This window comes from Salmonella sp. 32031103-2018-00083-FB-01-SM-01, assembly GCF_017571995.1.
GTDB lineage: Bacteria > Pseudomonadota > Gammaproteobacteria > Enterobacterales > Enterobacteriaceae > Salmonella > Salmonella enterica.
In genome coordinates this window covers 293,098-318,948 of the sequence record NZ_JAGEQL010000003.1, presented here as the reverse complement: position 1 = coordinate 318,948, position 25,851 = coordinate 293,098, and the positions used below count along the sequence as shown (strand labels likewise).

The 25,851-nt window shown below is 54.5% G+C and carries 22 protein-coding genes; 13 read left to right on the top strand and 9 right to left on the bottom strand.

Going from position 1 to position 25,851, the window contains the following annotated elements; genetic code table 11:
- Positions 1-5: 5 nt before the first annotated feature.
- From J4614_RS11240 to wzz(fepE), 3 genes are all read left to right on the top strand, one after another.
- The gene (locus J4614_RS11240) at positions 6-224 is read left to right on the top strand and encodes an MbtH family protein (RefSeq protein WP_000396015.1); all 219 of its coding nucleotides are present in this window, start codon (positions 6-8) and stop codon (positions 222-224) included.
- Positions 221-4,105, top strand: a complete 3,885-nt coding sequence (gene entF, locus J4614_RS11235; RefSeq protein ID WP_023232980.1) for an enterobactin non-ribosomal peptide synthetase EntF — start codon at positions 221-223, stop codon at positions 4,103-4,105. Before J4614_RS11240 ends, entF begins: the two co-directional genes overlap by 4 nt.
- A 249-nt stretch (positions 4,106-4,354) precedes the next feature.
- A complete protein-coding gene (gene wzz(fepE) / locus J4614_RS11230; RefSeq protein WP_208293175.1) occupies positions 4,355-5,491 on the top strand; it encodes an LPS O-antigen length regulator Wzz(fepE) in 1,137 nt (378 codons plus the stop codon).
- A 53-nt stretch (positions 5,492-5,544) separates the two neighbouring features.
- Here wzz(fepE) and fepC read toward each other — a convergent pair whose 3' ends face one another.
- Genes fepC through fepD form a run of 3 tightly spaced genes read right to left on the bottom strand, consistent with a single transcriptional unit; the run spans position 5,545 to position 8,332 of the window.
- Positions 5,545-6,339, bottom strand: coding sequence for an iron-enterobactin ABC transporter ATP-binding protein (gene fepC, locus J4614_RS11225; RefSeq protein WP_000140622.1), 795 nt, complete (start codon positions 6,337-6,339; stop codon positions 5,545-5,547).
- The gene (fepG, locus tag J4614_RS11220) at positions 6,336-7,325 is read right to left on the bottom strand and encodes an iron-enterobactin ABC transporter permease (RefSeq protein ID WP_000480064.1); all 990 of its coding nucleotides are present in this window, start codon (positions 7,323-7,325) and stop codon (positions 6,336-6,338) included. Before fepG ends, fepC begins: the two co-directional genes overlap by 4 nt.
- Positions 7,325-8,332 carry a Fe(3+)-siderophore ABC transporter permease gene (gene fepD, locus J4614_RS11215; RefSeq protein WP_001277869.1) on the bottom strand — a complete coding sequence of 336 codons (1,008 nt, stop codon included), beginning with the start codon at positions 8,330-8,332 and terminating at the stop codon, positions 7,325-7,327. Before fepD ends, fepG begins: the two co-directional genes overlap by 1 nt.
- 110 nt (positions 8,333-8,442) lie before the next feature.
- Here fepD and entS point away from each other — a divergent pair, with 110 nt between their 5' ends.
- Positions 8,443-9,687, top strand: coding sequence for an enterobactin transporter EntS (gene entS / locus J4614_RS11210; protein ID WP_001081661.1), 1,245 nt, complete (start codon positions 8,443-8,445; stop codon positions 9,685-9,687).
- Between the two features lie 62 nt (positions 9,688-9,749).
- On the opposite strand, the gene fepB is transcribed toward entS, so the two are convergent.
- Positions 9,750-10,706, bottom strand: a complete 957-nt coding sequence (gene fepB, locus J4614_RS11205) for a Fe2+-enterobactin ABC transporter substrate-binding protein (RefSeq protein WP_001238994.1) — start codon at positions 10,704-10,706, stop codon at positions 9,750-9,752.
- 308 nt (positions 10,707-11,014) lie between these two features.
- On the opposite strand from fepB, the gene entC reads away from it, so the two are divergent.
- From entC to J4614_RS11170, 7 genes are all read left to right on the top strand, one after another.
- A complete protein-coding gene (gene entC, locus J4614_RS11200) occupies positions 11,015-12,190 on the top strand; it encodes an isochorismate synthase EntC (RefSeq protein ID WP_000367597.1) in 1,176 nt (391 codons plus the stop codon).
- A gap of 9 nt (positions 12,191-12,199) precedes the next feature.
- On the top strand, positions 12,200-13,810 hold the full coding sequence (gene entE, locus J4614_RS11195; RefSeq protein ID WP_001222461.1) for a (2,3-dihydroxybenzoyl)adenylate synthase EntE: 1,611 nt from the start codon (positions 12,200-12,202) through the stop codon (positions 13,808-13,810).
- A gap of 13 nt (positions 13,811-13,823) precedes the next feature.
- Positions 13,824-14,681: an isochorismatase gene (locus tag J4614_RS11190; protein WP_001007166.1), complete on the top strand. Its 858-nt coding sequence runs from the start codon at positions 13,824-13,826 to the stop codon at positions 14,679-14,681.
- Positions 14,681-15,436: a 2,3-dihydro-2,3-dihydroxybenzoate dehydrogenase EntA gene (gene entA, locus J4614_RS11185; RefSeq protein ID WP_208293174.1), complete on the top strand. Its 756-nt coding sequence runs from the start codon at positions 14,681-14,683 to the stop codon at positions 15,434-15,436. Before J4614_RS11190 ends, entA begins: the two co-directional genes overlap by 1 nt.
- Positions 15,437-15,438: 2 nt before the next feature.
- Positions 15,439-15,852, top strand: coding sequence for a proofreading thioesterase EntH (gene entH / locus J4614_RS11180; RefSeq protein ID WP_000637966.1), 414 nt, complete (start codon positions 15,439-15,441; stop codon positions 15,850-15,852).
- Between the two features lie 181 nt (positions 15,853-16,033).
- Positions 16,034-18,139 carry a pyruvate/proton symporter CstA gene (gene cstA / locus J4614_RS11175; RefSeq protein ID WP_001043108.1) on the top strand — a complete coding sequence of 702 codons (2,106 nt, stop codon included), beginning with the start codon at positions 16,034-16,036 and terminating at the stop codon, positions 18,137-18,139.
- A 63-nt stretch (positions 18,140-18,202) separates the two neighbouring features.
- Positions 18,203-18,400 (top strand): YbdD/YjiX family protein, encoded by a 198-nt coding sequence (locus J4614_RS11170; protein WP_000460619.1) that lies wholly within the window; start codon positions 18,203-18,205, stop codon positions 18,398-18,400.
- Between the two features lie 35 nt (positions 18,401-18,435).
- Here the strand turns inward: J4614_RS11170 and J4614_RS11165 are convergent, their stop codons facing one another.
- A complete protein-coding gene (locus J4614_RS11165) occupies positions 18,436-19,524 on the bottom strand; it encodes an oxidoreductase (RefSeq protein WP_001016865.1) in 1,089 nt (362 codons plus the stop codon).
- 126 nt (positions 19,525-19,650) lie between these two features.
- Between J4614_RS11165 and J4614_RS11160 the strand changes: the two genes are divergently transcribed.
- Entirely contained in the window at positions 19,651-20,811 is a 1,161-nt protein-coding gene (locus tag J4614_RS11160) for a pyridoxal phosphate-dependent aminotransferase (protein ID WP_058111977.1), read from the top strand.
- On the opposite strand, the gene J4614_RS11155 is transcribed toward J4614_RS11160, so the two are convergent.
- The 4 genes from J4614_RS11155 to dsbG form a co-directional block, all read right to left on the bottom strand.
- The gene (locus tag J4614_RS11155) at positions 20,812-21,429 is read right to left on the bottom strand and encodes a ParB/RepB/Spo0J family partition protein (RefSeq protein ID WP_001164754.1); all 618 of its coding nucleotides are present in this window, start codon (positions 21,427-21,429) and stop codon (positions 20,812-20,814) included. It abuts the gene before it with no gap.
- Positions 21,402-22,637, bottom strand: a complete 1,236-nt coding sequence (locus J4614_RS11150; RefSeq protein ID WP_000118132.1) for a phosphoadenosine phosphosulfate reductase — start codon at positions 22,635-22,637, stop codon at positions 21,402-21,404. The genes J4614_RS11155 and J4614_RS11150 overlap by 28 nt, the downstream gene beginning before the upstream one ends.
- Before the next feature lie 165 nt (positions 22,638-22,802).
- Complete coding sequence (locus J4614_RS11145) at positions 22,803-23,705, bottom strand: LysR family transcriptional regulator (protein ID WP_115396171.1); 903 nt, start codon at positions 23,703-23,705, stop codon at positions 22,803-22,805.
- A gap of 316 nt (positions 23,706-24,021) precedes the next feature.
- The gene (dsbG, locus tag J4614_RS11140) at positions 24,022-24,768 is read right to left on the bottom strand and encodes a thiol:disulfide interchange protein DsbG (protein WP_000597129.1); all 747 of its coding nucleotides are present in this window, start codon (positions 24,766-24,768) and stop codon (positions 24,022-24,024) included.
- Between the two features lie 440 nt (positions 24,769-25,208).
- Between dsbG and ahpC the strand changes: the two genes are divergently transcribed.
- Entirely contained in the window at positions 25,209-25,772 is a 564-nt protein-coding gene (ahpC, locus tag J4614_RS11135; protein WP_000052802.1) for an alkyl hydroperoxide reductase subunit C, read from the top strand.
- Positions 25,773-25,851: the final 79 nt, after the last annotated feature.

Genomic DNA, 25,851 nt, shown 5'->3' with positions numbered 1-25,851 from the left:
TGAGTATGGAATTCAGTAATCCCTTCGATAATCCGCAGGGACAGTTTTACATCCTGCAAAATACGCAGCGTCAATTCAGCCTTTGGCCAGCGGCGTGCGCGCTTCCCGCAGGCTGGAACGTGGTATGCGAAGCGCAATCGCAGGACGCGTGCCAGCAGTGGCTTAATACGCGCTGGACAACACTGAATCCGGCGCATTATGCCGATAAGCAGGAGGCGAAATGACGCAGCGTTTACCATTAGTCGCCGCTCAGCCGGGGATCTGGATGGCGGAAAAACTCTCTGATTTACCCTCCGCCTGGAGCGTGGCGCACTACGTGGAACTGAATGGCGAGCTGGATGCCCCCTTGCTGGCAAAAGCGGTAGCGGTAGGGATGCAACAGGCGGATACGCTACGGATGCGTTTTACCGAAGAGAACGGCGAGGTCTGGCAATGGATAGATCCTGAGCGCACCTTCGGCGAGCCCCCGATTGCCGATTTACGCGACCAGCCCGATCCGCATCACGCGGCGCTGACGTTAATGCAGGCGGATTTACGGCAAAACCTGCGCGCAGATAGCGGTAAGCCGCTGGCTTTTCACCAGTTAATCCGCATTGATGATACCCGCTGGTATTGGTATCAGCGCTATCACCATTTGCTGGTGGATGGCTTTAGCTTCCCGGCGATAACCCGCCAGATTGCGGCGATTTATCGCGCCTGGCAGAGCGACGCCCCTACGCCGGAGTCGCCTTTTACCCCCTTTGCGGATGTGGTCGAGGAATATCAGCGCTATCGCCAGAGCGAGGCCTGGCAGCGTGACGGCGCCTTCTGGGCGCAGCAGCGACGCGAGCTGCCGCCGCCGGCGTCAATTTCTGCCGCGCCGCTGCCGGGGCGGTCGGCGAGCGCGGATATTCTGCGTATGAAATTGAGCGCGCCGGCGGGGGCGTTTCGCCAACTGGCGGCGCACATGCCTGAGATACCGCGAGCGGATCTTGCCCTGGCGCTGGTGACGTTGTGGCTGGGACGATTATGCGGGCGAATGGATTATGCCGCCGGATTTATCTTTATGCGGCGGATGGGCTCGGCGGCGTTAACGGCGACCGGGCCTGTCCTTAACGTGTTGCCGCTGGCGGTTAACCTTCATGCGACGGAAGATCTGCCAACGCTGGCGAAGCGTCTTGCGGCGCAGTTAAAGAAGATGCGCCGCCACCAGCGTTACGACGCCGAACAGATTGTACGCGATAGCGGGCGAGCCGCAGGGGAGACGCCGCTATTTGGCCCGGTGCTCAATATAAAAGTGTTTGATTATCATCTGGATCTTCCTGGCATACAGGCGCAAACCCATACCCTGGCGACGGGGCCGGTTAACGATCTTGAACTGGCGCTTTTTCCGGATGAAAACGGCGGTCTGGATATTGAATTGCTGGCGAATGCACAGCGTTACGATGACGCCACGCTCTCCCGCCATGCCTTACGATTGATGGCGCTTATCACGCAGTTTGCGGATAACCCGGCGCTGCGCTGCGGCGATGCGCAAATGCTGCTGGCGGAAGAACAAACGCAATTAGCACACCTTAATAATACGGCGGTAACGATTCCCGCCGCCACGCTTAGCGATTTGGTGGCGCAGCAGGCGCAAAAAACGCCAGAGGCTTCCGCGTTGGCAGATGCGCATTATCACTTTACCTACCGTGAAATGCGCGAACAGGTTGTGGCGCTGGCGTACGCGCTGCGGGAACGCGGCGTTCAGCCTGGCGATAGCGTGGCGGTGGCGTTGCCGCGGTCGGTTTTCCTGACCTTAGCGCTGCATGGCATTGTCGAGGCGGGCGCCGCCTGGCTGCCGCTGGATACCGGTTATCCTGACGATCGGCTGCGAATGATGCTGGAAGATGCGCAGCCGAAACTGTTAATTACGACTCAGGCGCAGCTGGCGCGCTTTCACGATATTCCGGGGATGGAATATTTGTGTTATAGCCAACCGCTACCGGTCAGTGACGCCACTCCGCTGGGGCTGTCGTTACCGCATCATACCGCTTACATCATTTTCACCTCTGGTTCGACGGGCAGGCCGAAAGGGGTGATGGTGGGACAAACGGCGATAGTCAACCGGTTGCTGTGGATGCAGGATCACTATCCGTTGACGGCGGATGATGTAGTAGCGCAAAAAACGCCGTGCAGTTTTGACGTCTCAGTATGGGAGTTTTTCTGGCCGTTTATCGCCGGGGCGAAACTGGTGATGGCTGAACCGGAAGCGCACCGCGACCCGCTCGCGATGCAGCGGTTCTTTGCGCAATACGGCGTCACGACCACCCATTTTGTGCCGTCGATGCTGGCGGCCTTTATTGCCTCGCTCACGCCAGCGTCGGCTGGGAAAAGCTGCGCTTCCTTAAAGCGCGTTTTCTGTAGTGGCGAGGCCCTGCCGACGGCGCTGTGCCGCGAATGGGAGACGTTAACCAACGCGCCGCTACACAATCTGTACGGGCCAACGGAGGCCGCGGTGGATGTGAGCTGGTATCCGGCCTGTGGCGATGAGCTGGCGGCTGTTGACGGCAACAGTATCCCGATTGGTTATCCCGTCTGGAATACCGGTTTGCGTATTCTCGATGCGCATATGCAGCCGGTGCCGCCGGGCGTGGCTGGCGATCTCTATCTTACCGGTATCCAACTGGCGCAGGGCTATCTGGGGCGTCCGGATCTTACCGCCAGCCGTTTTATCGCCGATCCTTTTGCGCCAGGCGAACGGATGTACCGTACCGGAGATGTGGCGCGCTGGCTGGATTCCGGCGCGGTGGAGTACCTGGGGCGCAGCGACGATCAGCTCAAAATTCGGGGGCAACGTATTGAACTGGGCGAGATTGACCGCGTCATGCAAACGCTGCCGGATGTTGAACAGGCGGTAGCACATGCCTGCGTCTTTAATCAGGCGGCGGCGACGGGCGGGGATGCCCGGCAACTGGTCGGCTATCTGGTGTCGCACTCCGGTTTGCCGCTGGATTTACCAGCGCTGCAGGAAAAATTACGCCAAAAACTTCCCGCGCATATGGTGCCAGTTGTGCTGTTGCAACTTGCCAGCTTGCCGCTTAGCGCTAATGGCAAGCTGGATCGCAAAGCCCTGCCGCTGCCGGACCTGACGCCGCGCGTGAAAGGGCGTGCGCCGCAGTCCGCAACGGAGATTGCTGTCGCCGCGGCGTTTTCCCGCCTGCTGGGCTGTGAGATTAACGACGTTGAAAGTGATTTCTTTGCGCTGGGCGGACACTCGCTGCTGGCGATGAAACTGGCCGCGCAGCTAAGCCAGACGTTTAATCGCCAGGTGACGCCGGGGCAGGTGATGGTGGCGTCTGACGTGGCGCAGTTGAGTAAGCTGCTCGATACTGACGATGACGAACGCTCGCGCAATCTGGGGTTCGGGCCGCTGTTGCCGCTGCGTGAAAGCGATGGTCCAACGTTATTTTGTTTCCATCCGGCGTCGGGGTTCGCCTGGCAATTTAGCGTGTTATCACGCTATCTCAGCCCGTCGTGGTCGATTATGGGGATTCAGTCGCCGCGCCCCGCTGGCCCTATGCAAACCGCAACCACCCTTGATGAGGTATGTGAACATCATCTGGCGACTTTGCTCGCCCGGCAGCCGCATGGCCCTTATTATTTATTAGGCTATTCGCTGGGCGGGACGCTGGCGCAAGGGATCGCCGCCCGGTTGCGCGCACGCGGCGAAACCGTAGCGTTTTTGGGGTTACTGGACACCTGGCCGCCGGAAACGCAAAACTGGCGGGAAAAAGAGGCGAATGGCCTCAATCCGGACGTATTGGCGGAAATTGAACGTGAACGCGCAGCGTTTGTCGCCGCTCAGCAGGGAAATGCCTCCGAAGCCTTATTTACCGCCATTGAAGGCAATTATGCGGATGCCGTCCGTTTGCTGACGACGGCGCATAGCGTACCGTTTGATGGACATGCTACGCTCTTTGTGGCGGATAAAACGGTGCCGGAAGGCGTATCGCCTGAACAGAGCTGGTCGCCGTGGATAGCGTCTTTGGCTATTTATCACCAGCCGTGCGCGCATGTAGATATTATTTCTCCCTCCGCTTTTGAAACTATCGGGCCCATCATCAGCGAGCTCATTAATAAATAACGGGCGTTGTTTCTGCCTTTAAAAAATTAAATCCTGAAACCCATAATAATTACTAATTATTATGGGTTTTTTATTGCAACGATTAATTCTTTTAACATAAGTGATACATGCTACAGGCAAGTTTAATTCCGAATATTTAGCTTTTCGGGCACTGGCGCGCAAAGAGTGTTTCGGATAATTCTGACTTGCTGTTAGAATATCTGACAGGAATGTGTTCTTTCATTGGATAAAGTTTTCAGGTCATACGGCATGCCATCTCTTAATGTAAAACAAGAAAAACATCAGTCACTTGCAGGTTACTCACTGCCGCCCGCCAACAGTCATGAAATCGATTTGTTTAGCCTTATAGAGGTGTTATGGCAGGCGAAACGTCGTATTCTTGCTACCGTTTTCGCCTTTGCGTGCGTGGGGTTACTTCTGTCCTTTTTGCTGCCGCAAAAATGGACCAGCCAGGCGATTGTCACACCGGCGGAGTCGGTACAGTGGCAGGGACTGGAGAGAACGTTGACCGCGCTGCGCGTGTTGGATATGGAGGTAAGCGTTGATCGGGCCAGCGTCTTTAATCTGTTTATTAAAAAGTTTAGCTCGCCCTCGCTGCTGGAAGAATATCTTCGTTCTTCTCCGTATGTCATGGATCAATTAAAAGGCGCGCAAATAGACGAGCAGGATCTTCACCGGGCGATTGTCGTGCTGAGCGAAAAAATGAAAGCAGTGGACAGTAATGCCGGCAAGAAAAATGAAACATCATTATTCACGTCGTGGACGTTGAGTTTTACCGCGCCGACGCGGGAAGAAGCGCAAAAAGTGCTGGCTGGCTATATTCAGTACATCTCTGATATCGTCGTGAAAGAGACGCTGGAAAATATTCGTAACCAGCTGGAAATCAAAGCCCGCTATGAGCAGGAAAAGCTGGCGATGGATCGGGTGCGTCTCAAAAACCAGCTTGATGCCAATATTCAACGTCTCCATTATTCGCTGGAAATCGCCAACGCCGCTGGCATTAAGAGACCGGTTTACAGCAATGGTCAGGCGGTAAAAGATGATCCGGATTTTTCTATTTCTCTCGGTGCGGATGGTATTTCCCGCAAACTGGAAATTGAAAAAGGGGTAACGGACGTGGCCGAGATCGACGGTGATTTGCGTAACCGTCAATACCATGTTGAACAACTGGCGGCAATGAATGTGAGCGACGTGAAGTTTACCCCGTTTAAATATCAACTGTCGCCGTCTCTGCCAGTGAAAAAAGATGGCCCGGGTAAAGCGATCATTATTATTCTGGCGGCGTTGATTGGCGGTATGATGGCCTGCGGCGGCGTATTACTGCGTCACGCGATGGTCTCGCGTAAAATGGAAAACGCGCTGGCGATAGATGAACGGTTAGTCTGATTTACATGAAAAGCCGGATAGCGATTATCCGGCTTTGTCATCTGTGTGAACGACTATCGCCGCCCCAGCGGTACCACCAGTGGCGTCCCGGCAACCGGATCGTCGATAATCATACAGCGCAGCCCATAGATTTTTTCGATAAGCTCTGCGGTAACAATCTCTTTCGGCGCGCCCTGCGCGACAATGTTACCTTCGCGTAATGCAATCAAATGCGTGGCGTATCGGCAGGCTTGATTCAGGTCGTGCAGGACGGCGGCGAGCGTATAACCTTTTTCGCGGTTGAGATCGCTTAACAATTCCAGCAAATCAATTTGATGGCTAATATCCAGCCACGTTGTCGGCTCATCCAGCAGCATGATGGACGTTTCCTGCGCCAGCACCATGGCTATCCACGCCCGCTGGCGTTGGCCGCCGGACAGAGTATCTACGCTTTGCGTCGCCAGTGAGGTGATACCTGTTGCACGCATGGCACTGGCGACGGCGTCGGCATCTTCCTTGCGCCAGCGGGTAAATAACGGCTGATGCGGATAGCGCCCTCTGGCGACCAGCTCTTGTACGGTGATATCGCCCGGCGTGGTGGCGTTTTGCGCCAGCAATCCGATGCGCCGCGCCACCTCTTTACTGGCGTAACGCTGTATTTGTTCGCCATCCAGCCAGACATGGCCGTCAACAGGCGTCATCAGACGGCTTAGCGTGCGTAGCAACGTTGACTTGCCGCAGCCGTTAGGGCCGATGATGGCGGTAAAATGGCCGTCCGGAATCGAAACATTAAGGTTTTTTGCGACGGTATAGCTGCCATAACCCAGCGTTAACTGGTCGCCGCGCAAACGGGCTACGGATTCGGTCATTTTTTGCGGGACTCCTGAATTAACAAGACGATAAGGTAAATACCGCCGAGGCTGACGGTGACCACGCCCACTGGAAGCTGATAAGGCATAAACAGTTGCTGCGCGCATGCATCGGCGGCCAGTAGTAACAACGCGCCGCACAGCGCCGACTGGGTTAATCCCCAGCGCGCTGTGCCGCTAAGACGGCGGGCGATGTGCGGCGCGACAAGGGCAATAAACGAGATGGGGCCAGCCAGTGCCGTTGCCGCAGCGGTGAGCGACACCGCCACCAGCATCAGCATCAGGCGTGACCGCTCCACGCTAACACCCAGCGCGCAGGCGCTGTCATCGCCCATCTCCAGCAGCCGCATACGACGCACCAGTAGCGCGGCGCCTGTCAGCATCACAATAATCAGCGGCGCCGAAGGCCAGGTTTTTGCCCATGTCAGACCGTTGAGCGACCCGGCGTTCCATAAGCCGGCGGTGAGCGCCGTTTCCAGCGACGCCTGCAACAGAAGCCAGGTATTAAAGGCGACTAACATCGCGCGGATGCCGATACCGATGATAATCAGCCGGAAAGTTTCAATCCCGTTACGCCAGGCGAGCAGCCAGACAATCAATGACGTGACGATACCGCCCGCCATTGCCGCCAGCGCGATCGCGGTAAGATGCTGGCCAAACAGGACCATTGCGACCAGTACGCCGCTCCAGGCGCCGGTATTAAAGCCCATTACATCAGGGCTGCCTAGCGGGTTACGCATCAACGACTGAAAAATCGCGCCACTGACGCCAAGCGCAGCGCCAATCAGCAGCGCCATTAATACGCGCGGTAGTCGCCATTCGGTTACGACAAGGGTGATGTTACGCGGCGCGTCGCCCAGCAGCGCGGCAATAATCTGCCCGGTCTCAAGAGGCACGGCGCCGCTTTGCAGGCTCCATAAACCAATGGCGAAGCAGCCAGCCGCCAGAAGCAGGCAGCTTACGATAAGCCGACGAGAAAGAAACATCACAGGCCGCCTCCGTTCGATTTACGGCGTACCAGAAAAATAAGTACCGGCGCGCCGATAAATGCACTGACAACCGATACGCGGAGTTCGCCCGGCACCAACAGACGACCAATAATATCGGCAAAAAGCAGCAGAGCAGGGGTTGCCAGTAGCGTCACTGGCAGCGACCAGCGGTGGTCTGCGCCCACCAGCCAACGCGCCATATGCGGCATCATCAGACCAATAAAGGCGATAGGGCCAACCAGCGCCGTTGCGCTGCCGCACAAGACGGTAATCGCCAGTAAACCGATAAGTTGGGTGCGCGCCACTTTACTCCCCAGCGCCGTCGCGGTATCGCTGCCGAGGCTCAGGCTGTTCAGCGCACGGCTCAGAAATAGCGCCACGATCCCTGCGATAACCACGGGCGCAAGCGCGACTTTCAACGTTTGCAGGCTGCGAATGTCCAGCGATCCCGCCTGCCAGAAGCGAAGCTGGTCATAGACCTCTGGATTTAACAGTGCGATGCCGCTGGTCAGCCCTTCCAGTACCGCGCCAAGCGCCACGCCCGCCAGTGTCAGGCGGACCGGGCTTAGCTGGCCGCCGCCCTGACTACCGGTGAAGGCGACAATCAGCGATGCGATAAGCGCGCCGCTAAATGCCATGAAAAGCTGTTCCAGCGGCGTGGAGAAACCAAACAGCGCCGCGCCCAGTACAATGGCGAAGCTGGCGCCGTTGTTAACGCCCAGAATCCCCGGGTCGGCGAGCGGGTTGCGAGTAAGTGTTTGCATGAGCGCCCCGGCGAGACCCAACGCGCCGCCTGCCAGTAATCCGGCCAGCGTACGCGGCAAACGCGCATCCAGGACGATGGTGCAATCGGCGCTTTGGCATACGCCGGTGAACGCCTCCAGCACGGCGGCGGCGGGCAGCGGTTTCGCGCCAATGACCAGGCTTAAAACCGCGGCGAGACTCAGTAATAACAACAATCCGGGCACGGCAAACGCGCGCGTCACGGAAAATGAGCATGACATAGTAACTTCCCTGATAATGATAGTAATTATCGTTATCTATCTTATTTGGTTATGTTAGCATGTGCAGCCATTGAATGGATATTTAAAAAAACTCGCATTAAGGCGTTGTAATGAATCGACAATCCTGGCTGCTCAATCTCAGCCTGTTGAAGACGCACCCTGCATTTCGCGCAGTATTTCTGGCCCGTTTTATCTCTATTGTCTCGCTGGGGCTGCTTGGCGTGGCGGTTCCGGTACAGATCCAAATGATGACGCACTCCACCTGGCAGGTAGGGCTGTCGGTAACGTTAACCGGCGGCGCCATGTTTATTGGCTTAATGGTGGGCGGCGTACTGGCCGATCGCTACGAACGTAAAAAGGTGATTCTGCTGGCGCGCGGTACTTGCGGTATTGGCTTTATTGGCCTGTGCGTGAACGCGCTGCTGCCGGAACCATCATTGCTGGCGATATATCTCCTTGGCCTGTGGGACGGCTTTTTCGCGTCTCTGGGCGTGACCGCGTTACTGGCGGCGACGCCAGCGCTGGTCGGAAGAGAAAATCTGATGCAGGCCGGCGCGATTACCATGCTGACGGTACGTCTGGGATCGGTTATTTCGCCGATGTTGGGGGGCATATTGCTTGCCAGCGGCGGTGTAGCCTGGAACTATGGGCTGGCGGCCGCCGGGACGTTTATTACGCTATTGCCGTTACTGACGCTGCCGCGACTGCCTGTCCCTCCGCAGCCGCGGGAAAATCCATTTATCGCGTTACTGGCGGCATTTCGTTTTTTGCTCGCCAGTCCGCTTATCGGCGGTATTGCGCTGCTTGGCGGCCTGGTGACGATGGCAAGCGCGGTACGCGTCCTCTATCCGGCGCTGGCGATGAGCTGGCAGATGTCGGCGGCGCAAATCGGTTTGCTGTATGCGGCAATTCCGCTGGGGGCGGCCATTGGCGCGCTGACCAGCGGACAACTGGCGCATAGCGTTCGTCCGGGGCTCATTATGCTGGTTTCGACAGTGGGTTCTTTTCTGGCTGTGGGGCTGTTCGCCATCATGCCGGTCTGGATCGCAGGTGTTATCTGTCTGGCGCTGTTTGGCTGGCTTAGCGCCATCAGTTCGTTATTACAATATACCCTGCTGCAAACCCAGACGCCGGAAAATATGCTGGGGCGAATGAACGGCCTGTGGACCGCGCAAAACGTCACGGGAGACGCTATCGGCGCGGCGCTGTTAGGCGGTCTTGGCGCAATGATGACGCCGGTCGCTTCCGCAAGCGTGAGTGGATTCGGGCTGGTAATTATTGGTTTGCTGCTGCTGTTAGTGCTGGGCGAGCTACGTCGTTTTCGCCAGACGCCGCCGGTTAGCGATGCTGGCTGATGAAGAGGCGTTTATCCGACTGACAAAATCGGTCTGGTCAGTCGGATAAGACTCCGATAAGGCTAAAACAGGGCGGCCAGCCGGTTAAGCAGCAACGTTGCGCTGTAATAATCCAGACGGAACGTCTCCGTGCCCAGGGCATAGACGCGCTTATTTTGCACCGCTGGCAGGTGCGCCAGCAGCGGATTGGCGTAAAGGGCCGCGACATCTTTGTTGTCGCCGGCAAACAGGAAAAGAGATTGGCCGTTTAACCCGGCGGCCAGATTTTCACCGCCAAGCTGAATGATATCGTGGCGCTTACCCTGGCTTTTGCTGGTTTGCAGCCCTCGGGGCAATGTCGCCAGCGTAAAGCCTAACTGCGTCAATAGCTTGCCTTGTGCTGATTCTGGCGTCCACAAATTGGCGCTATGCGCGGCAGGGGTATACACCAGCGCGCTAACCGGTTGCGGCGGCAGGGCGATTCGCTGTTTAACCGTCGTCAGTTGCGCCTCAAATTCCGCTATTCGCGCGGCGGCCTGTTTCTCCTGACCGGTGATCTCGCCAAGCTGCGTGAGCAAACTCTGCCAGCTTTTATCGTCATAATTGATGACGAGCGTCGGCGCGATAGCGGAGAGCTGATCGTAAAGCGCCAGCGCGGAGTCGCCGCCGGTGGCGCTAATCAAAATGAGATCCGGCATTTGCGCGGCGACCGTTTCGGCATTCGGTTCGCCGATATACAGCCGGGCGACATGGCGAGCCTTTGCTACGTCGCTCCACTGACGCATAAACCCTTGATCGTCAGCAAAGCGGTTATTCGGCGTAGTGGCCCCGCTGGCGACGACGGGCGCATCAATCGCCAGCAGCGAGCCTGTTAACGTCACGCTGGTAGAGACGATACGCGCGGGTTTGTGGTCCAGAGTATGAACGCCGCGGCTGTCCTGGATTTGCCGGGGCCAACCGGCGTCCTGGGCTAAGGATATTCCTGAAATTGATAAACCGACCACTAAAAGCAGCCAACGATAAAAGGCGGGGAGTCTCACAATAGCGTCCTGTTATTAATAAAGTTAATGCTTCTCATTTTCATGTCGGCGGCAGCGAGATGCAAGCCTTAGTGCCATTTAACTCATGACCAGAGTTGACAGAGCGACGTTTTACTCTTAGGTTAGCGCACTAAAAATAGAAATAATAATCATTATTATACACAAAATCATTCAAGAAGCATCGCAACGGCAAGGGAAGAAATCCCCGCGAGCATAGATAACTGTGTGACCGGGGTTTCTGAGCGCAGCCAACAAAGAGGCAGCTTGAAAGATGAAGTGTATATAAGCCTTTATCATTGGAGGATGATATGGATATGTCACTGGCCGAGGACGCTCAGGAGACAATGGCAACGCTTGCTCCCGATCGCTTTTTCTTCATGTCGCCGTATCGCAGTTTTACCACTTCCGGGTGCTTCGCCCGTTATACCGAGCCTGCGGTTGCCGGAGATTCGCCGGATAGCCCTTTCCAGCAGAAATTGCGCCAGCAGTTTGCCGAGGCCAAATCGCAGGGCATCGCCAACCCTATCCTGGTGGGGGCGATCCCCTTTGATACCCGTCAGCCGTCGTCGCTATTTATCCCGATGGCGTGGCAGTCCTTTTCCCGCCAGCAAAAGCAGCGCACGGCGCGTTATTTTACTGACCATCAGCCACTGACGGTGACGGCGCGAAAGGCGATTCCGGAGCAGGATGCTTTTGAAGCAATGGTCGCACGCGCGGCTATGCTGACCGCCACGCCAGACGTCGATAAAGTGGTGCTTTCCCGGCTAATAGATATCACCACTGATGTGGCGGTGGATAGCGGAGCATTGCTGGAGCGGCTGGTTGCGCAGAATCCAGTTAGTTACAACTTCCATGTGCCACTGGCGGATGGCGGCGTTCTGCTGGGCGCCAGCCCCGAATTGTTGCTACGCAAAGAGGGCGAGCGGTTTAGTTCGCTGCCGTTAGCAGGCTCGGCACGCCGACAGCCGGATGACGTTCTGGATCGCGAGGCGGGAAACCGACTACTGGCTTCACAAAAAGATCGCCATGAACATGAGCTGGTGACGCAGGCGATGAAGCAGATCCTGCGCGATCGCAGCACGGAACTGCAATTACCTTCCTCTCCGCAGTTGATCACCACGCCGACGCTATGGCATCTCGGTACGCCGTTTGAGGGCAAGGCCAACGCCGGAGAAAACGCGCTGACGCTGGCCTGTCTGCTGCATCCGACCCCTGCGTTAAGCGGTTTCCCCCATCAGGTCGCGAAAAAGCTGATTGCTGAACTGGAACCGTTCGATCGTGAACTGTTTGGCGGCATTGTCGGCTGGTGCGACGCCGAAGGAAACGGCGAGTGGGTAGTGACGATTCGTTGTGCGAAATTGCAAGGTAATCAGGTGCGCCTGTTCGCCGGCGCCGGGATTGTCCCTGCCTCTTCGCCAGTCGGCGAGTGGCGGGAAACCGGCGTCAAGCTCTCTACGATGTTGAACGTTTTTGGACTGCATTAAGGAACGATGATGCGTATACCTTTCACCCGTTGGCCGGATGAATTTGCCCGCCGTTATCGTGAAAAAGGCTACTGGCAAGACGTGCCGTTGACCGATATTCTGACCCGCCACGCTGACAGCGATAAGACGGCGGTCATTGAAGGCGAGCGCGCATTCAGCTATCGCCAGCTCAACCAGGCCGTGGATAATCTGGCCTGCAGTTTACGCCGTCAGGGCATCAAACCTGGCGAAACCGCTCTGGTGCAACTGGGGAATGTACCGGAACTGTATATCACCTTTTTCGCCCTGTTGAAGCTTGGCGTAGCGCCCGTTCTGGCGCTGTTTAGCCATCAACGTACCGAACTTAACGCCTATGCGATGCAGATCGCGCCGACGCTGGTGATTGCCGATCGCCAACATACGCTGTTCGCCGGGGAGGACTTTCTCAACACGTTTGTGGCTGAACACCGCTCTGTGCGGGTGGTGTTATTGCGTAACGACGACGGCGATCACAGCCTGGACGCGGCGATGCGGCAGGCGGCGGAAGATTTCACCGCCACGCCATCACCTGCTGACGAAGTGGCCTACTTTCAGCTTTCCGGCGGTACTACCGGCACGCCAAAGCTTATTCCCCGTACCCATAACGACTATTACTACAGCGTGCGCCGCAGCAATGAGATTTGCGGTTTCAACGAGGAGACGCGTTTTCTGTGCGCGATTCCCGCCGCGCATAACTACGCCATGAGTTCGCCGGGCGCGCTGGGCGTTTTTCTCGCCAAAGGAACGGTAGTGCTGGCGACCGATCCCAGCGCCACGCTCTGTTTCCCGCTGATCGAAAAACACCAGATTAATGCCACGGCGCTGGTGCCGCCCGCGGTCAGTCTATGGCTACAGGCTATCCAGGAGTGGGGCGGCAATGCGCCGCTGGCGTCATTAAGGTTATTGCAGGTTGGCGGCGCGCGGCTTTCTGCGACGCTGGCCGCCCGTATTCCGGTTGAAATTGGCTGTCAGTTGCAGCAGGTCTTTGGTATGGCGGAAGGGTTAGTGAACTATACCCGGCTGGACGATAGTCCGGAACGGATTATCAATACCCAGGGAAGACCCATGTGTCCGGACGACGAAGTGTGGGTGGCGGATGCCGACGGGAATCCACTGCCGCCGGGCGAGATTGGTCGTCTGATGACGCGCGGCCCCTATACTTTTCGCGGCTATTTCAACAGTCCGCAACACAATGCCAGCGCCTTTGACGCCAACGGTTTTTACTGCTCCGGCGATCTGATCTCCATTGATCAAGACGGCTACATCACCGTTCACGGGCGTGAAAAAGATCAGATCAATCGGGGCGGCGAGAAGATAGCCGCCGAAGAGATAGAAAACCTGTTACTGCGCCACCCGGCGGTGATCCATGCGGCGCTGGTCAGCATGGAAGATGAACTGCTGGGGGAAAAAAGTTGCGCATATCTGGTGGTAAAAGAGCCGCTGCGAGCGGTACAGGTACGCCGTTTCCTGCGAGAGCAGGGCGTGGCGGAATTTAAATTACCGGATCGCGTGGAGTGCGTTGCGTCACTGCCACTGACGCCGGTTGGTAAAGTCGATAAAAAACAATTACGCCAGCGGTTGGCGTCACGTTCACCGCTCTGAAGGAGAAAGAGAGATGGCCATTCCGAAACTACAGTCTTACGCGCTGCCCACCGCACTGGATATCCCGACCAACAAAGTGAACTGGGCATTTGAGCCGGAGCGCGCGGCGCTGCTCATCCACGATATGCAGGATTACTTTGTCAGCTTTTGGGGCCGCAACTGCCCAATGATGGACCAGGTGATTGCCAATATCGCCGCTCTGCGCCAGTACTGTAAGGAACATCATATCCCGGTCTATTACACCGCTCAGCCGAAAGAGCAAAGCGATGAAGATCGCGCGTTACTCAATGATATGTGGGGACCGGGACTGACGCGCTCTCCGGAACAGCAGAAGGTGGTAGAAGCCTTAACGCCGGATGAGGCGGATACGGTGCTGGTGAAGTGGCGTTATAGCGCGTTTCACCGCTCGCCGCTGGAACAGATGTTAAAAGATACCGGACGCAATCAGCTCATCATTACCGGTGTGTATGCGCATATTGGCTGTATGACCACCGCTACCGATGCGTTTATGCGCGACATTAAGCCGTTTATGGTGGCGGATGCGCTGGCGGATTTCAGCCGGGAAGAGCATCTGATGGCGCTGAACTATGTGGCGGGGCGTTCCGGTCGCGTCGTCATGACTGAATCGCTGCTGCCGACGCCGGTTCCTGCCAGTAAAGCGGCGCTGCGGGCGTTGATTCTGCCGTTGCTGGATGAGACTGACGAGCCGCTGGATGATGAAAACCTGATTGATTATGGCCTGGATTCAGTACGCATGATGGGGCTGGCGGCGCGCTGGCGTAAAGTACACGGCGATATCGACTTCGTTATGCTGGCGAAAAATCCGACCATTGACGCCTGGTGGGCGCTGCTTTCTCGCGGGGTAGAGTAATGGCCAGCTTTGATTTTTCAGACAAAACGGTATGGGTGACCGGGGCGGGGAAAGGAATCGGTTATGCGACGGCGCTGGCGTTTGTTGACGCCGGGGCGCGGGTGATCGGCTTCGATCGCGAATTTACGCAAGAGAATTATCCCTTTGCTACCGAAGTCATGGATGTGGCGGATGCCGCACAGGTTGCGCAGGTGTGTCAGCGTGTGTTGCAAAAAACGCCGCGGCTGGATGTGCTGGTCAACGCCGCCGGTATTTTGCGTATGGGAGCGACCGATGCGCTTAGCGTCGACGACTGGCAGCAGACGTTTGCGGTTAATGTGGGCGGGGCATTTAACCTGTTTTCGCAGACGATGGCGCAGTTTCGCCGTCAGCAGGGAGGGGCGATTGTCACCGTAGCCTCAGATGCGGCGCATACGCCGCGTATCGGTATGAGCGCTTACGGCGCCTCTAAAGCGGCGCTGAAAAGCCTGGCGCTAACCGTAGGGCTGGAGCTGGCGGGCTGCGGGGTACGCTGTAATGTGGTGTCGCCGGGTTCGACTGACACCGATATGCAGCGCACTTTATGGGTGAGTAAAGATGCCGAACAGCAGCGTATCCGCGGTTTCGGCGAACAGTTTAAGCTCGGTATTCCGCTCGGTAAAATCGCCCGTCCGCAGGAGATAGCCAATACCATTTTGTTTCTTGCCTGCGATCTGGCCAGCCACATTACCTTGCAGGATATCGTGGTGGACGGTGGTTCAACATTGGGAGCCTGACGATGATCTGGAAACGGCATTTAACGCTGGATGAATTGAACGCTACCAGTCAGAACACGCTGGTGGCGCATCTGGGCATTGTTTACACCCGTCTGGGCGATGACGTGCTGGAGGCGGAAATGCCCGTCGATGCCCGCACTCATCAACCGTTTGGTCTGCTACACGGCGGCGCATCGGCAGCGCTGGCGGAGACGTTAGGATCAATGGCGGGTTATCTGATGACCCGCGACGGGCAGTGCGTGGTCGGGACCGAGTTAAACGCCACCCACCACCGCGCCGTCTCGCAGGGGAAAGTACGCGGCGTTTGCCTGCCGCTGCATCTGGGGCGGCAGAATCAAAGCTGGGAAATTACGCTCTTTGACGAGCAGGGGAGGCGCTGCTGCACCTGTCGCCTGGGAACGGCGGTAATGGGATAGTTCTGGCAAAGTAAAATGCAATTGCAGCGTTAACGAAGAAAGGAAGTGATCTGGTTAACACTGTAATGTAAAAAATGGGTAACGATCCGGTTTTATCATGTTGTTGTGTTGTTAATTACGGTAAAGGTGTTATAGAAACAAAATGTAACATCTCTCTGGAACACCCAAACGGACAACAACTATGAATAAATCAGGGAAATACCTCGTCTGGACAGCGCTCTCAGTATTGGGTGCGTTTGCCCTGGGCTATATTGCGTTAAATCGTGGGGAACAGATCAACGCGCTATGGATCGTGGTGGCGTCGGTCTGTGTCTATCTTATTGCGTATCGTTTTTATGGGCTCTATATCGCCAAAAAAGTGCTGGCGGTTGACCCAACGCGTATGACGCCCGCGGTACGTCATAATGATGGTCTGGATTATGTCCCGACCGATAAAAAAGTGCTTTTTGGTCACCATTTTGCGGCCATTGCTGGCGCAGGTCCGCTGGTCGGGCCGGTACTGGCCGCGCAGATGGGCTATCTGCCGGGGATGATCTGGCTGCTGGCGGGCGTTGTGCTGGCGGGAGCGGTGCAGGACTTTATGGTGCTGTTCGTCTCGACCCGGCGTGATGGGCGTTCGCTTGGCGAGCTGGTTAAAGAGGAGATGGGCGCGACGGCCGGGGTGATCGCGCTGGTGGCCTGCTTTATGATCATGGTGATCATTCTGGCCGTCCTGGCGATGATCGTGGTGAAAGCGCTGACCCATAGCCCGTGGGGAACGTACACTGTTGCGTTCACCATTCCACTGGCGATTTTTATGGGCATCTACCTGCGTTATCTGCGTCCGGGGCGCATCGGCGAGGTGTCGGTCATTGGGCTGGTATTCCTTATTTTCGCTATTATTTCCGGCGGATGGGTGGCGGCAAGCCCAACCTGGGCGCCGTACTTTGATTTTACTGGCGTGCAGCTTACCTGGATGCTGGTGGGGTATGGTTTTGTCGCGGCGGTACTGCCGGTCTGGCTGCTGCTCGCGCCGCGTGATTACCTCTCTACCTTCCTGAAAATTGGTACGATTGTCGGTCTGGCGGTCGGGATTCTGATCATGCGTCCGACGCTGACTATGCCGGCGCTGACCAAATTTGTTGATGGTACCGGACCGGTCTGGACGGGCGACCTGTTCCCGTTCCTGTTTATCACCATCGCCTGCGGCGCGGTATCCGGTTTCCATGCGCTCATCTCCTCCGGCACGACGCCGAAGATGTTGGCCAACGAAGGCCAGGCCTGCTTTATCGGCTACGGCGGGATGTTAATGGAATCTTTCGTCGCCATTATGGCGCTGGTCTCCGCCTGTATTATCGATCCGGGCGTTTACTTTGCGATGAATAGCCCGATGGCGGTACTGGCGCCAGCGGGGACAGCGGATGTCGTGGCTTCTGCCGCGCAGGTGGTCAGTAGTTGGGGTTTCGCTATCACGCCGGATACGTTACACCAGATTGCCAATGAAGTCGGCGAACAATCCATTATCTCCCGCGCAGGCGGTGCGCCAACGCTGGCGGTAGGGATGGCCTACATTTTACATGGCGCGTTGGGCGGCATGATGGATGTGGCGTTCTGGTATCACTTTGCCATTCTGTTTGAAGCGCTGTTTATTCTGACGGCGGTGGATGCGGGTACCCGTGCGGCGCGCTTTATGTTGCAGGATTTGTTGGGCGTAGTGTCGCCAGGGCTGAAACGTACCGATTCGCTGCCAGCGAACCTGCTTGCTACGGCATTGTGCGTGCTGGCGTGGGGGTATTTCCTCCATCAGGGCGTGGTCGATCCGTTGGGCGGTATTAACACCCTGTGGCCGCTGTTTGGCATCGCTAACCAGATGCTGGCGGGGATGGCGCTGATGCTTTGCGCCGTGGTACTGTTCAAAATGAAGCGTCAGCGTTATGCGTGGGTCGCGCTGGTGCCAACGGCCTGGCTGCTGATTTGTACGCTGACGGCGGGCTGGCAGAAAGCGTTTAGTCCGGATGCGAAAATCGGCTTCCTGGCCATTGCCAATAAGTTCCAGGCGATGATCGACAGCGGCAATATTCCGCCGCAGTACACCGAATCGCAGCTCGCGCAGTTGGTATTCAATAACCGTCTGGATGCCGGGCTAACCATCTTCTTTATGGTGGTGGTCGTGGTGCTGGCGGTCTTCTCTATTAAGACGGCGCTGGCCGCTCTGAAGATTGATAAACCGACGGCGAATGAAACGCCGTATGAGCCGATGCCGGAAAATGTGGATGAGATCGTGACGCAGGCGAAAGGCGCGCACTAATCTTTTTACATCAATAGCCCTCTCCAGAATAAGGAGAGGGCATTTGGATGACAGGTGACAACGATGTTCGATACGCTTTCGAAAGCCGGAAAATATCTGGGACAGGCCGCAAAAATGATGATTGGCGTGCCAGACTACGACAACTATGTGGAACATATGCGCATAACGCATCCGGATCAGACGCCGATGACCTATGAAGAATTTTTCCGCGAGCGGCAGGATGCGCGCTATGGTGGAAAAGGCGGCGCGCGTTGCTGCTGAGTGTTGCCAGGCCTGATAAGCGCAACGTCACCAGGCTATATTCTGAAAAATTCAACTTTTTCAAACGCCGCACGCAGGGTGTCAGGCGTTAACGTCACCGGTAAATAGTGGATGGATTCGACCGGGCGCAGGGTATGTGCGATTACCCTATCGATCTCGGCGGTGTTATGAATATCCACCTCCAGTTCGCTAAGTCGGGCCGGCAGATGAAATCGCCGGTACGCTGCAATCAATTGCGCCAGCACGTCATCTTGTCCCAGTAGCGCGCTTTGCACCAGAATGCCATAAGCCACTTTCGTTCCGTGCAGGAATTTTTCCGTTTGCGGCAGGACGGTCAGACCGTTGTGTACCGCATGGGCGGCGGCGACACGGGTATAGCGTTCCCCGAGGCCGCCGACCATACCGCCGCCAGCGATAATCGCATCCACCACGTCGCAAAATGCCTGGGTCAGCCGACGCTGCTGTTTATCCGCTAATGCTTGTTCGCTGCTGGTCAGCAGGAGATCGCGAATAGCGCACGCGCTGTTAATGCCCAGTCTTACGGTCAAAGGCAACGTTTCAGGCTGCGGCGCAAGCACAACGGCTTCATACCATTTCGCCAGCGTATCGCCAATGCCAGCTAACAGATAGTCATCGGGCGCCTGCAGAATAATGCGCGGTTCGACCAGCACCAGAAAATTGGCATCATCAAAAATTTCGAACTGTAACGCCTGTCCCGCGTCGTTATACCAGACGGAAAGCGGTGTCCAGGCGGCGCAGGTCGCCGCGATTGTCGGGATAGCGACAAACGGCAGCGCCAGACGGCGGGCGAGCGCTTTGGCGGTATCGAGCAGCGCGCCGCCGCCGACGCCTATCACCACCTGACGATCGTCGTTGCAGGCGTGCGCCAGTTGGGCAACATGGCGTTCGCTACAATGGCCGGTAAACTGCAGATGTTTTGCGCCAGCACGTTCAAACGCTTCCGGCAGGTAAGGCCGGGCGGCGGCAATCGCGCGTTCGCCGAACACCCAAACGGCGTGGGAAAGCTGTTCCGGCGTGAAAAAGTCTGTCAGTCTTCCGAGGCTTCCAGCATGGGAAAAATAATTCGCCGGGCCGGTAACGACGCGGATTTCAGTGTGGTTCATGTTGTGTTGTCCTTAGGGTCTTCTCACCGTTGTTATTATATTTAGACATCTAAACGTCTTGATTGCCAAATACTAACACCCTGTGATAGTGTGTCAACAACCACATCACTGGCGGGTATGAAGATAATGAGAAATAACCCACTGATTCCAAAAAGCAAATTGCCCAATCTTGGCACCACGATTTTTACGCAAATGAGCGCGCTGGCGCAGAAACATCAGGCAATAAATTTATCGCAAGGCTTCCCTGATTTTGATGGTCCTCGTTATTTGCACGAGCGGTTGGCTTATCATGTCGCGCAGGGCGCGAATCAATATGCGCCGATGACGGGCGCGCAGGCGCTGCGGGAGGCCATTGCCGATAAAACGGCGGAAATATATGGTTATCGACCCGATGACGTCAGTGATATCACCGTCACGGCGGGCGCGACAGAAGCGCTGTATGCGGCGATTACCGCGCTGGTGCGGGCAGGGGATGAGGTTATCTGTTTCGATCCCAGTTACGACAGCTATGCCCCGGCCGTGGCGCTTTCCGGCGGCGTGTTAAAACGCATAGCGCTTACGCCGCCGCATTTTCGCGTCGACTGGCAGGCGTTTTCGGCGTTGCTTAGCGAGCGCACGCGGCTGGTGATCCTCAATACGCCGCATAATCCCACCGCTACCGTCTGGTGTCAGGCGGATATCGAGGCGCTGTGGCAGGCTATCGGCGAGCGGGAAATTTATGTGTTAAGCGATGAAGTGTACGAACATATTTGTTTTGCCGTCGAAGGTCATGCCAGCGTATTGGCGCACCCTCAGTTACGAGAGCGGGCGGTTGCCGTTTCATCGTTTGGTAAAACCTTTCATATGACAGGATGGAAGATTGGTTACTGCGTTGCGCCTGCGGCCATTAGCGCCGAAATACGCAAAGTTCACCAGTACCTGACGTTTTGCGTCAATACGCCGGCGCAACTGGCGCTGGCGGATATGCTGCGCGCCGCGCCGGAACACTATCGCGCGTTACCCGATTTTTACCGGAAAAAACGCGATGTGCTGGTTAACGCGCTGGCGCAAAGCCGATTAAAAGTGCTGCCCTGTGAAGGTACCTATTTTCTGTTAATCGATTACAGCGCAGTGTCGACGCTAAATGACGTTGAGTTTTGTCAGTGGCTAACCAAAGAAGTCGGCGTCGCCGCTATTCCGCTCTCTGTCTTTTGCGCCGCCCCTTTCCAGCATCAGCTTATACGTTTATGTTTCGCTAAACAGGAATCAACGCTGCTGGCCGCCGCAGAGCGCCTGTGTAAACTGTAGTTATTTAACCGTCCACGCTCTGGAGAATCGACGGTCTGCAAAAAGCTCCTGCAGGCCGTTGATCTGTTTCAGGCGCAGGACTTCATCGGCGTCCATACCTAACTCCTGGCCGATTTTGCTTTCGTCCCAGCCTAGCAGAGAAAGTTCGCGCACGATTTCTGACATGGCGTGGATCTGGTGGCGTCCGCGCGCGCGGTTATGCCGAATGGTTGCCGCCATGCGTTCGTGACGTTCTCTGTCCAGACACGTTATCGGCAGGTAGCCTTTCAGACGCCTTTTCAGGACCGTTTTTCCTTTACCCAGCTCATGACGGTGAAAACCGTCCACAATCTCGTACTCCTCCGCATCGGCCTTTACCACCACTATCGGCTGAGTAAACCCATCTTGTTCAATCGATTTAAGCAGCAGTTTTTTCTCCGGCGGCGCAACGTTATTTGGGTTGTAGTCATTAGGCGAAATATGATCGTTTTTCACCCACAGGACACAATCGACAGGCTCATCGCGAAAAGGACTAACGTTATGTATCGCCATTCTAAATTCATTAATGGCGGCGATTCTCTCTTCTTCAGGCAGTTCAGAGAGAAAGTGAGTTATTTCGGTTGTGAGTCGGTGTTGCATAAGATCCCCCATTCCTGGCGTTTAGCTTTCATACGTTCGTTATAACGCTGGTAATTCTTAGGTTTTGTCGGACTGAATGACAGCGCCCGGCACCAGTAATCATTGTTCAGTAAAACTTTGCAGATCCGTCGCCACGACGGAATATCGCGCGATCCGATATCGCCCTGCTGCGTCTGTGGGATGGTGTTCATGCCTTTTTTCTTATACCACTGCAAATAAACGGCGATTTTATTACGGTAATGTTCGGCAGTGACTTCAGGCATACTGTGTAGCAGGAGCAGCGCGTACTCTTCCCAGTTAAGGTGATCGGGTTTTAAAATTTTCCGGTGGCCATAAAAATGGTTGTCTTGTCCGGCGTAGATACCTCCACTGAGTACGCCGCTGACTCTGGCGCACATGGCCGCCCAGCGCTCAGGTTCGATAACATGATACAGCCATAACCCCTGTCGTTGTTCCGGGCCGAACGGTTCGCAAATACGCATGTAACGGGGCGGTACGCCAGCCTGATACATCAAATTATACAAAGGGTTACAGGGTTTACCTGTTTTGGCGAACCAGGTCCAGATATCTGCGGTTTTCCAGTCATAGATGGGGTAGATATACCAGGTGTGACCCTTAGGGGCTAACGTGGTCCAGGGCTTATCGTCGGCAAAGCGCAGCTTATGCGAGTTAGCGATAGCGGCAAATCGGTTATAGGATTCGTCGGAACGAATACCGACCAGCATAGCGGCAGGACGCTTTTCTGAAAACCAGTCGGCAAAATCGCGAACGAACTGTTCAAAGGTCATGCCGTGTTGATAAAAGGAAAAAAAGGCCGGATCGGTAATCGCATCTTCTGGCGGTTGTCGTACCCAGTCGGCACCCGGCTGCCAACACTGCCACTCCGGCTGGTATTGTGAAAGGGAATTTTGTGTGGTTAAGGGTAATGCGATCCAATAAAAACGCTCAATAACGTCCGCGTAGTATTCACGTAATGATTCAATATAGGCGATGGTACAGGAGAATTGCGCTTCCCAGTCAATGAAGAGAACGTGGATCTTTTTATTCATTTTGCGCGCCAACGTTGCCGTCAGGTGCAGCATAAGTCCTGAATCTTTACCACCGGAAAATGAGACGCAGACCCGGGGTAAGGTTTCCAGGGTCCACATTATACGCTCTTGAGCCGCTTCCAGAACATTTTGCTCAAGCGGAACTTTATAAACCGACATCTCTGGATAGTCTCCGATGTGTTAACTACAGTATATTCGAAATAATTAACATAAAGGATAAGCAGATTAGATGAACTTGCAATGATTTATTATATTTGCCAAATAAATATATTCCATAAATATATACATTAAATTTATGTTAATATCCTTTATTTGGCCTTCTTATTAATGCTTTTTTGTTATTTGTTCAATGAGCTCAGTAAATCCGCTATTATTCATCGAAGCTCTATTATACATAAGATAGAGTTGTATGGGAGCAATGGTAAAAGGTATGGAGATTTTTTTAAGTTTGATAGTGGATGAGTAATAGTCAACAAGTGATTGTGGTAAAAAACCAATAAGCTCCGTGGCGCTGATGGCGTTGGCGATGGTTATCAGCGATTTGCTTCTGAAACCAATTATTCTTTCCCCCAGCATATCATGGATAAGTGAATGATGCTCTTTTATATCGTTTTTCCGGGCGACGAATTGCGTAAATGACTCTTGTAGAATTTCGTCGATAGTTGCGGTTTCACCTAGCCGGGGATGGTTTTCACTGCAAGTCAGGATACATTCCACCTTATTAAAGTGAGTACAAACAATAGAACGATTATTGAGTGGGGCCATTGAAACCACAATATCTGCTTTGCGGTAGGCAAGAAGATCTTCAGGCTGTTCGTCAGTGGTCAAAATGTCGTGATGTTCAATTTCAACCTGTGAATCTTTGCGAATATATTCAACTAATTTCATCACATATTGGGTGATCAACAGCTGTGGGCTATAGATAATAAACTTTTTCTTCAGACTGGACTGATTCATTATATTAATAGTTTGTTCCAGGCTGTTAAGGTTATTTTCTAAATGATAATGTAAATTAATGCCTGTTACGGTAGGCGTAATTCCTTTACCTGAACGAATAAATAAAGGGTCATTGAATTGCGTGCGCAGGCGTTGCAATGACTGGCTTACGGCAGAAGGTGTAATATAGAGAGTTTCTGCCGCTTTGCTAATGCTTAAATGTTGATAAATACATTCAAATATAACCAACAAGTTAAGATCAAATTTTTTAAGGTCGTAAAGGTTAGCCATAGTATCTTCCAGGCATAATCATGGTATCTTCCATGATTATGACTTAATCTCAATAATTTACCAGAATTATGTTTATTAAACTTAATGTAGAGTTTATTTAAACTAAAATACCACAGTTATGAATATTTTAGCGAGTAAATAATCACAGTAAAGACGAACATAACGTACACTTTTATAATCACGCCGTTAGTCTAAAAAAGCTGTGCCGGATGACATGCTGGTCTGGCGTCGCGTTAATGCCTGGAGGAGGTTGGCCCGACAAACGCAGCGCTATCGGGCGTGGTACGGTTAAGCTTCTGCCTTGCTAATTTCTGCGTTAAGGCTGCCCCATCATGGCGTCCAGTTGCGCTTTTTCCGGTAAACCCACAACCTGTTGCAACGTCTTATCTTTATTCATGTAATAAATTGCTGGCGTCGCGTTAGCGCCAAGATCGTCCATTAACTGCTGATTCTGATTAATGACTTTCATCTGCGCCGGGGGGATGGACGCCGGAACCTCCAGCTTCATCTTTCCTGCGGAGGCTTCATAGTCATGCCATGTTTTCGCCGGGTCTTTCGCGCCTAAAATCGCTGCGGCTGTGGCCGGGCTTTCCGGTTTAATCACGCCGACCAGTAACGTACGTAATTGTACCTTGCCGGATTCGACCCACGGGCGAGCTTGCTGCCAAAACTGCTTACAATAGGGGCAGAAAGGGTCGGCGAAGACATACAGCACCACCGGCGCGTCTTTTTTACCGTCGAGTATCCATGACGCCTTTTCCATTTTCTGCCACATTTCTCGTCCGGCCGGCGCATAGATCTCTTTTTCTATCAGGGCGTTGCTAAGATTTTCACCTTTTTCATTATACATATAGCCGGAAATCGCGTGTTTGCCGTCCGGCGTCAGGTAAATCGTGACGCCCATATCCTGATACTTTCCGAGATAGCCCTTCATGCCCCCCGGCGCCTCGAAGGATTTCAGGATTGTTATGCCCTGTTTTTCAATGGCTTTAACCGGCGCGGGCAGTTCTTCCGCGTGGGCGAGAATGGGCAGCATAGCAAGCAGCAATGTACGTTTAATCATATTTTTTCCTTTTAAGATCAAAGCGAAAAGAGTATTAATGATGATGCCTATCACAGACATAGGTAAGAGCTGGCGTGCCGGGATTGCCCTTTCTATGCTGGGGTGATGTAATCCTTTTCGCTGTTACAGCCTTTGTTAAGGTAATGTAGAGCGCAACACTTAGCCAGCATATACGCTATGGATTTCGAGTTGCAGACAATACGTCTGTAATTTGCAAGACGAGTCGTACTGGCTCTGAAGTTACCTACGGGTAGTTCAGGTAATGGGGCCGCCTGTCAGGCGGCCTTTTTACTTTAGATGGCTGACAGGGCGCAGTGTTCACAATGTCGCCCGAATCGGGTTGTTAGTTAACGCTTATTGATTTGATAATGGAAACGCATTAGCCGAATCAGCAAAATTTCGTTAACTTACTCCTCAACGAAAACACGGAGGAAGTATAGATGTCCTTAATTAACACCAAAATCAAACCTTTCAAAAACCAGGCGTTCAAAAACGGTGAATTCATTGAAGTCACCGAGAAAGATACCGAAGGCCGCTGGAGCGTCTTCTTCTTCTACCCGGCCGATTTTACCTTTGTTTGCCCGACTGAACTGGGTGACGTTGCCGACCATTACGAAGAACTGCAGAAGCTGGGCGTAGACGTTTATTCCGTCTCAACCGATACTCACTTCACGCACAAAGCATGGCACAGCAGCTCTGAAACTATCGCAAAAATCAAATATGCGATGATCGGCGACCCGACTGGCGCCCTGACCCGTAACTTCGACAACATGCGTGAAGATGAAGGTCTGGCAGACCGTGCGACCTTTGTTGTTGACCCGCAGGGTATCATCCAGGCGATCGAAGTTACCGCTGAAGGTATCGGCCGTGACGCGTCTGACCTGCTGCGTAAAATTAAAGCAGCACAGTATGTTGCCGCTCACCCAGGCGAAGTATGCCCGGCGAAATGGAAAGAAGGTGAAGCGACTCTGGCTCCATCCTTAGACCTGGTCGGTAAAATTTAAATTTCCGTCGTCTTTCACGCCATAGCTGCGTTGGCGTCGCCTGCTCACCCCGGTCACTTACTTCAGTAAGCTCCCGGGG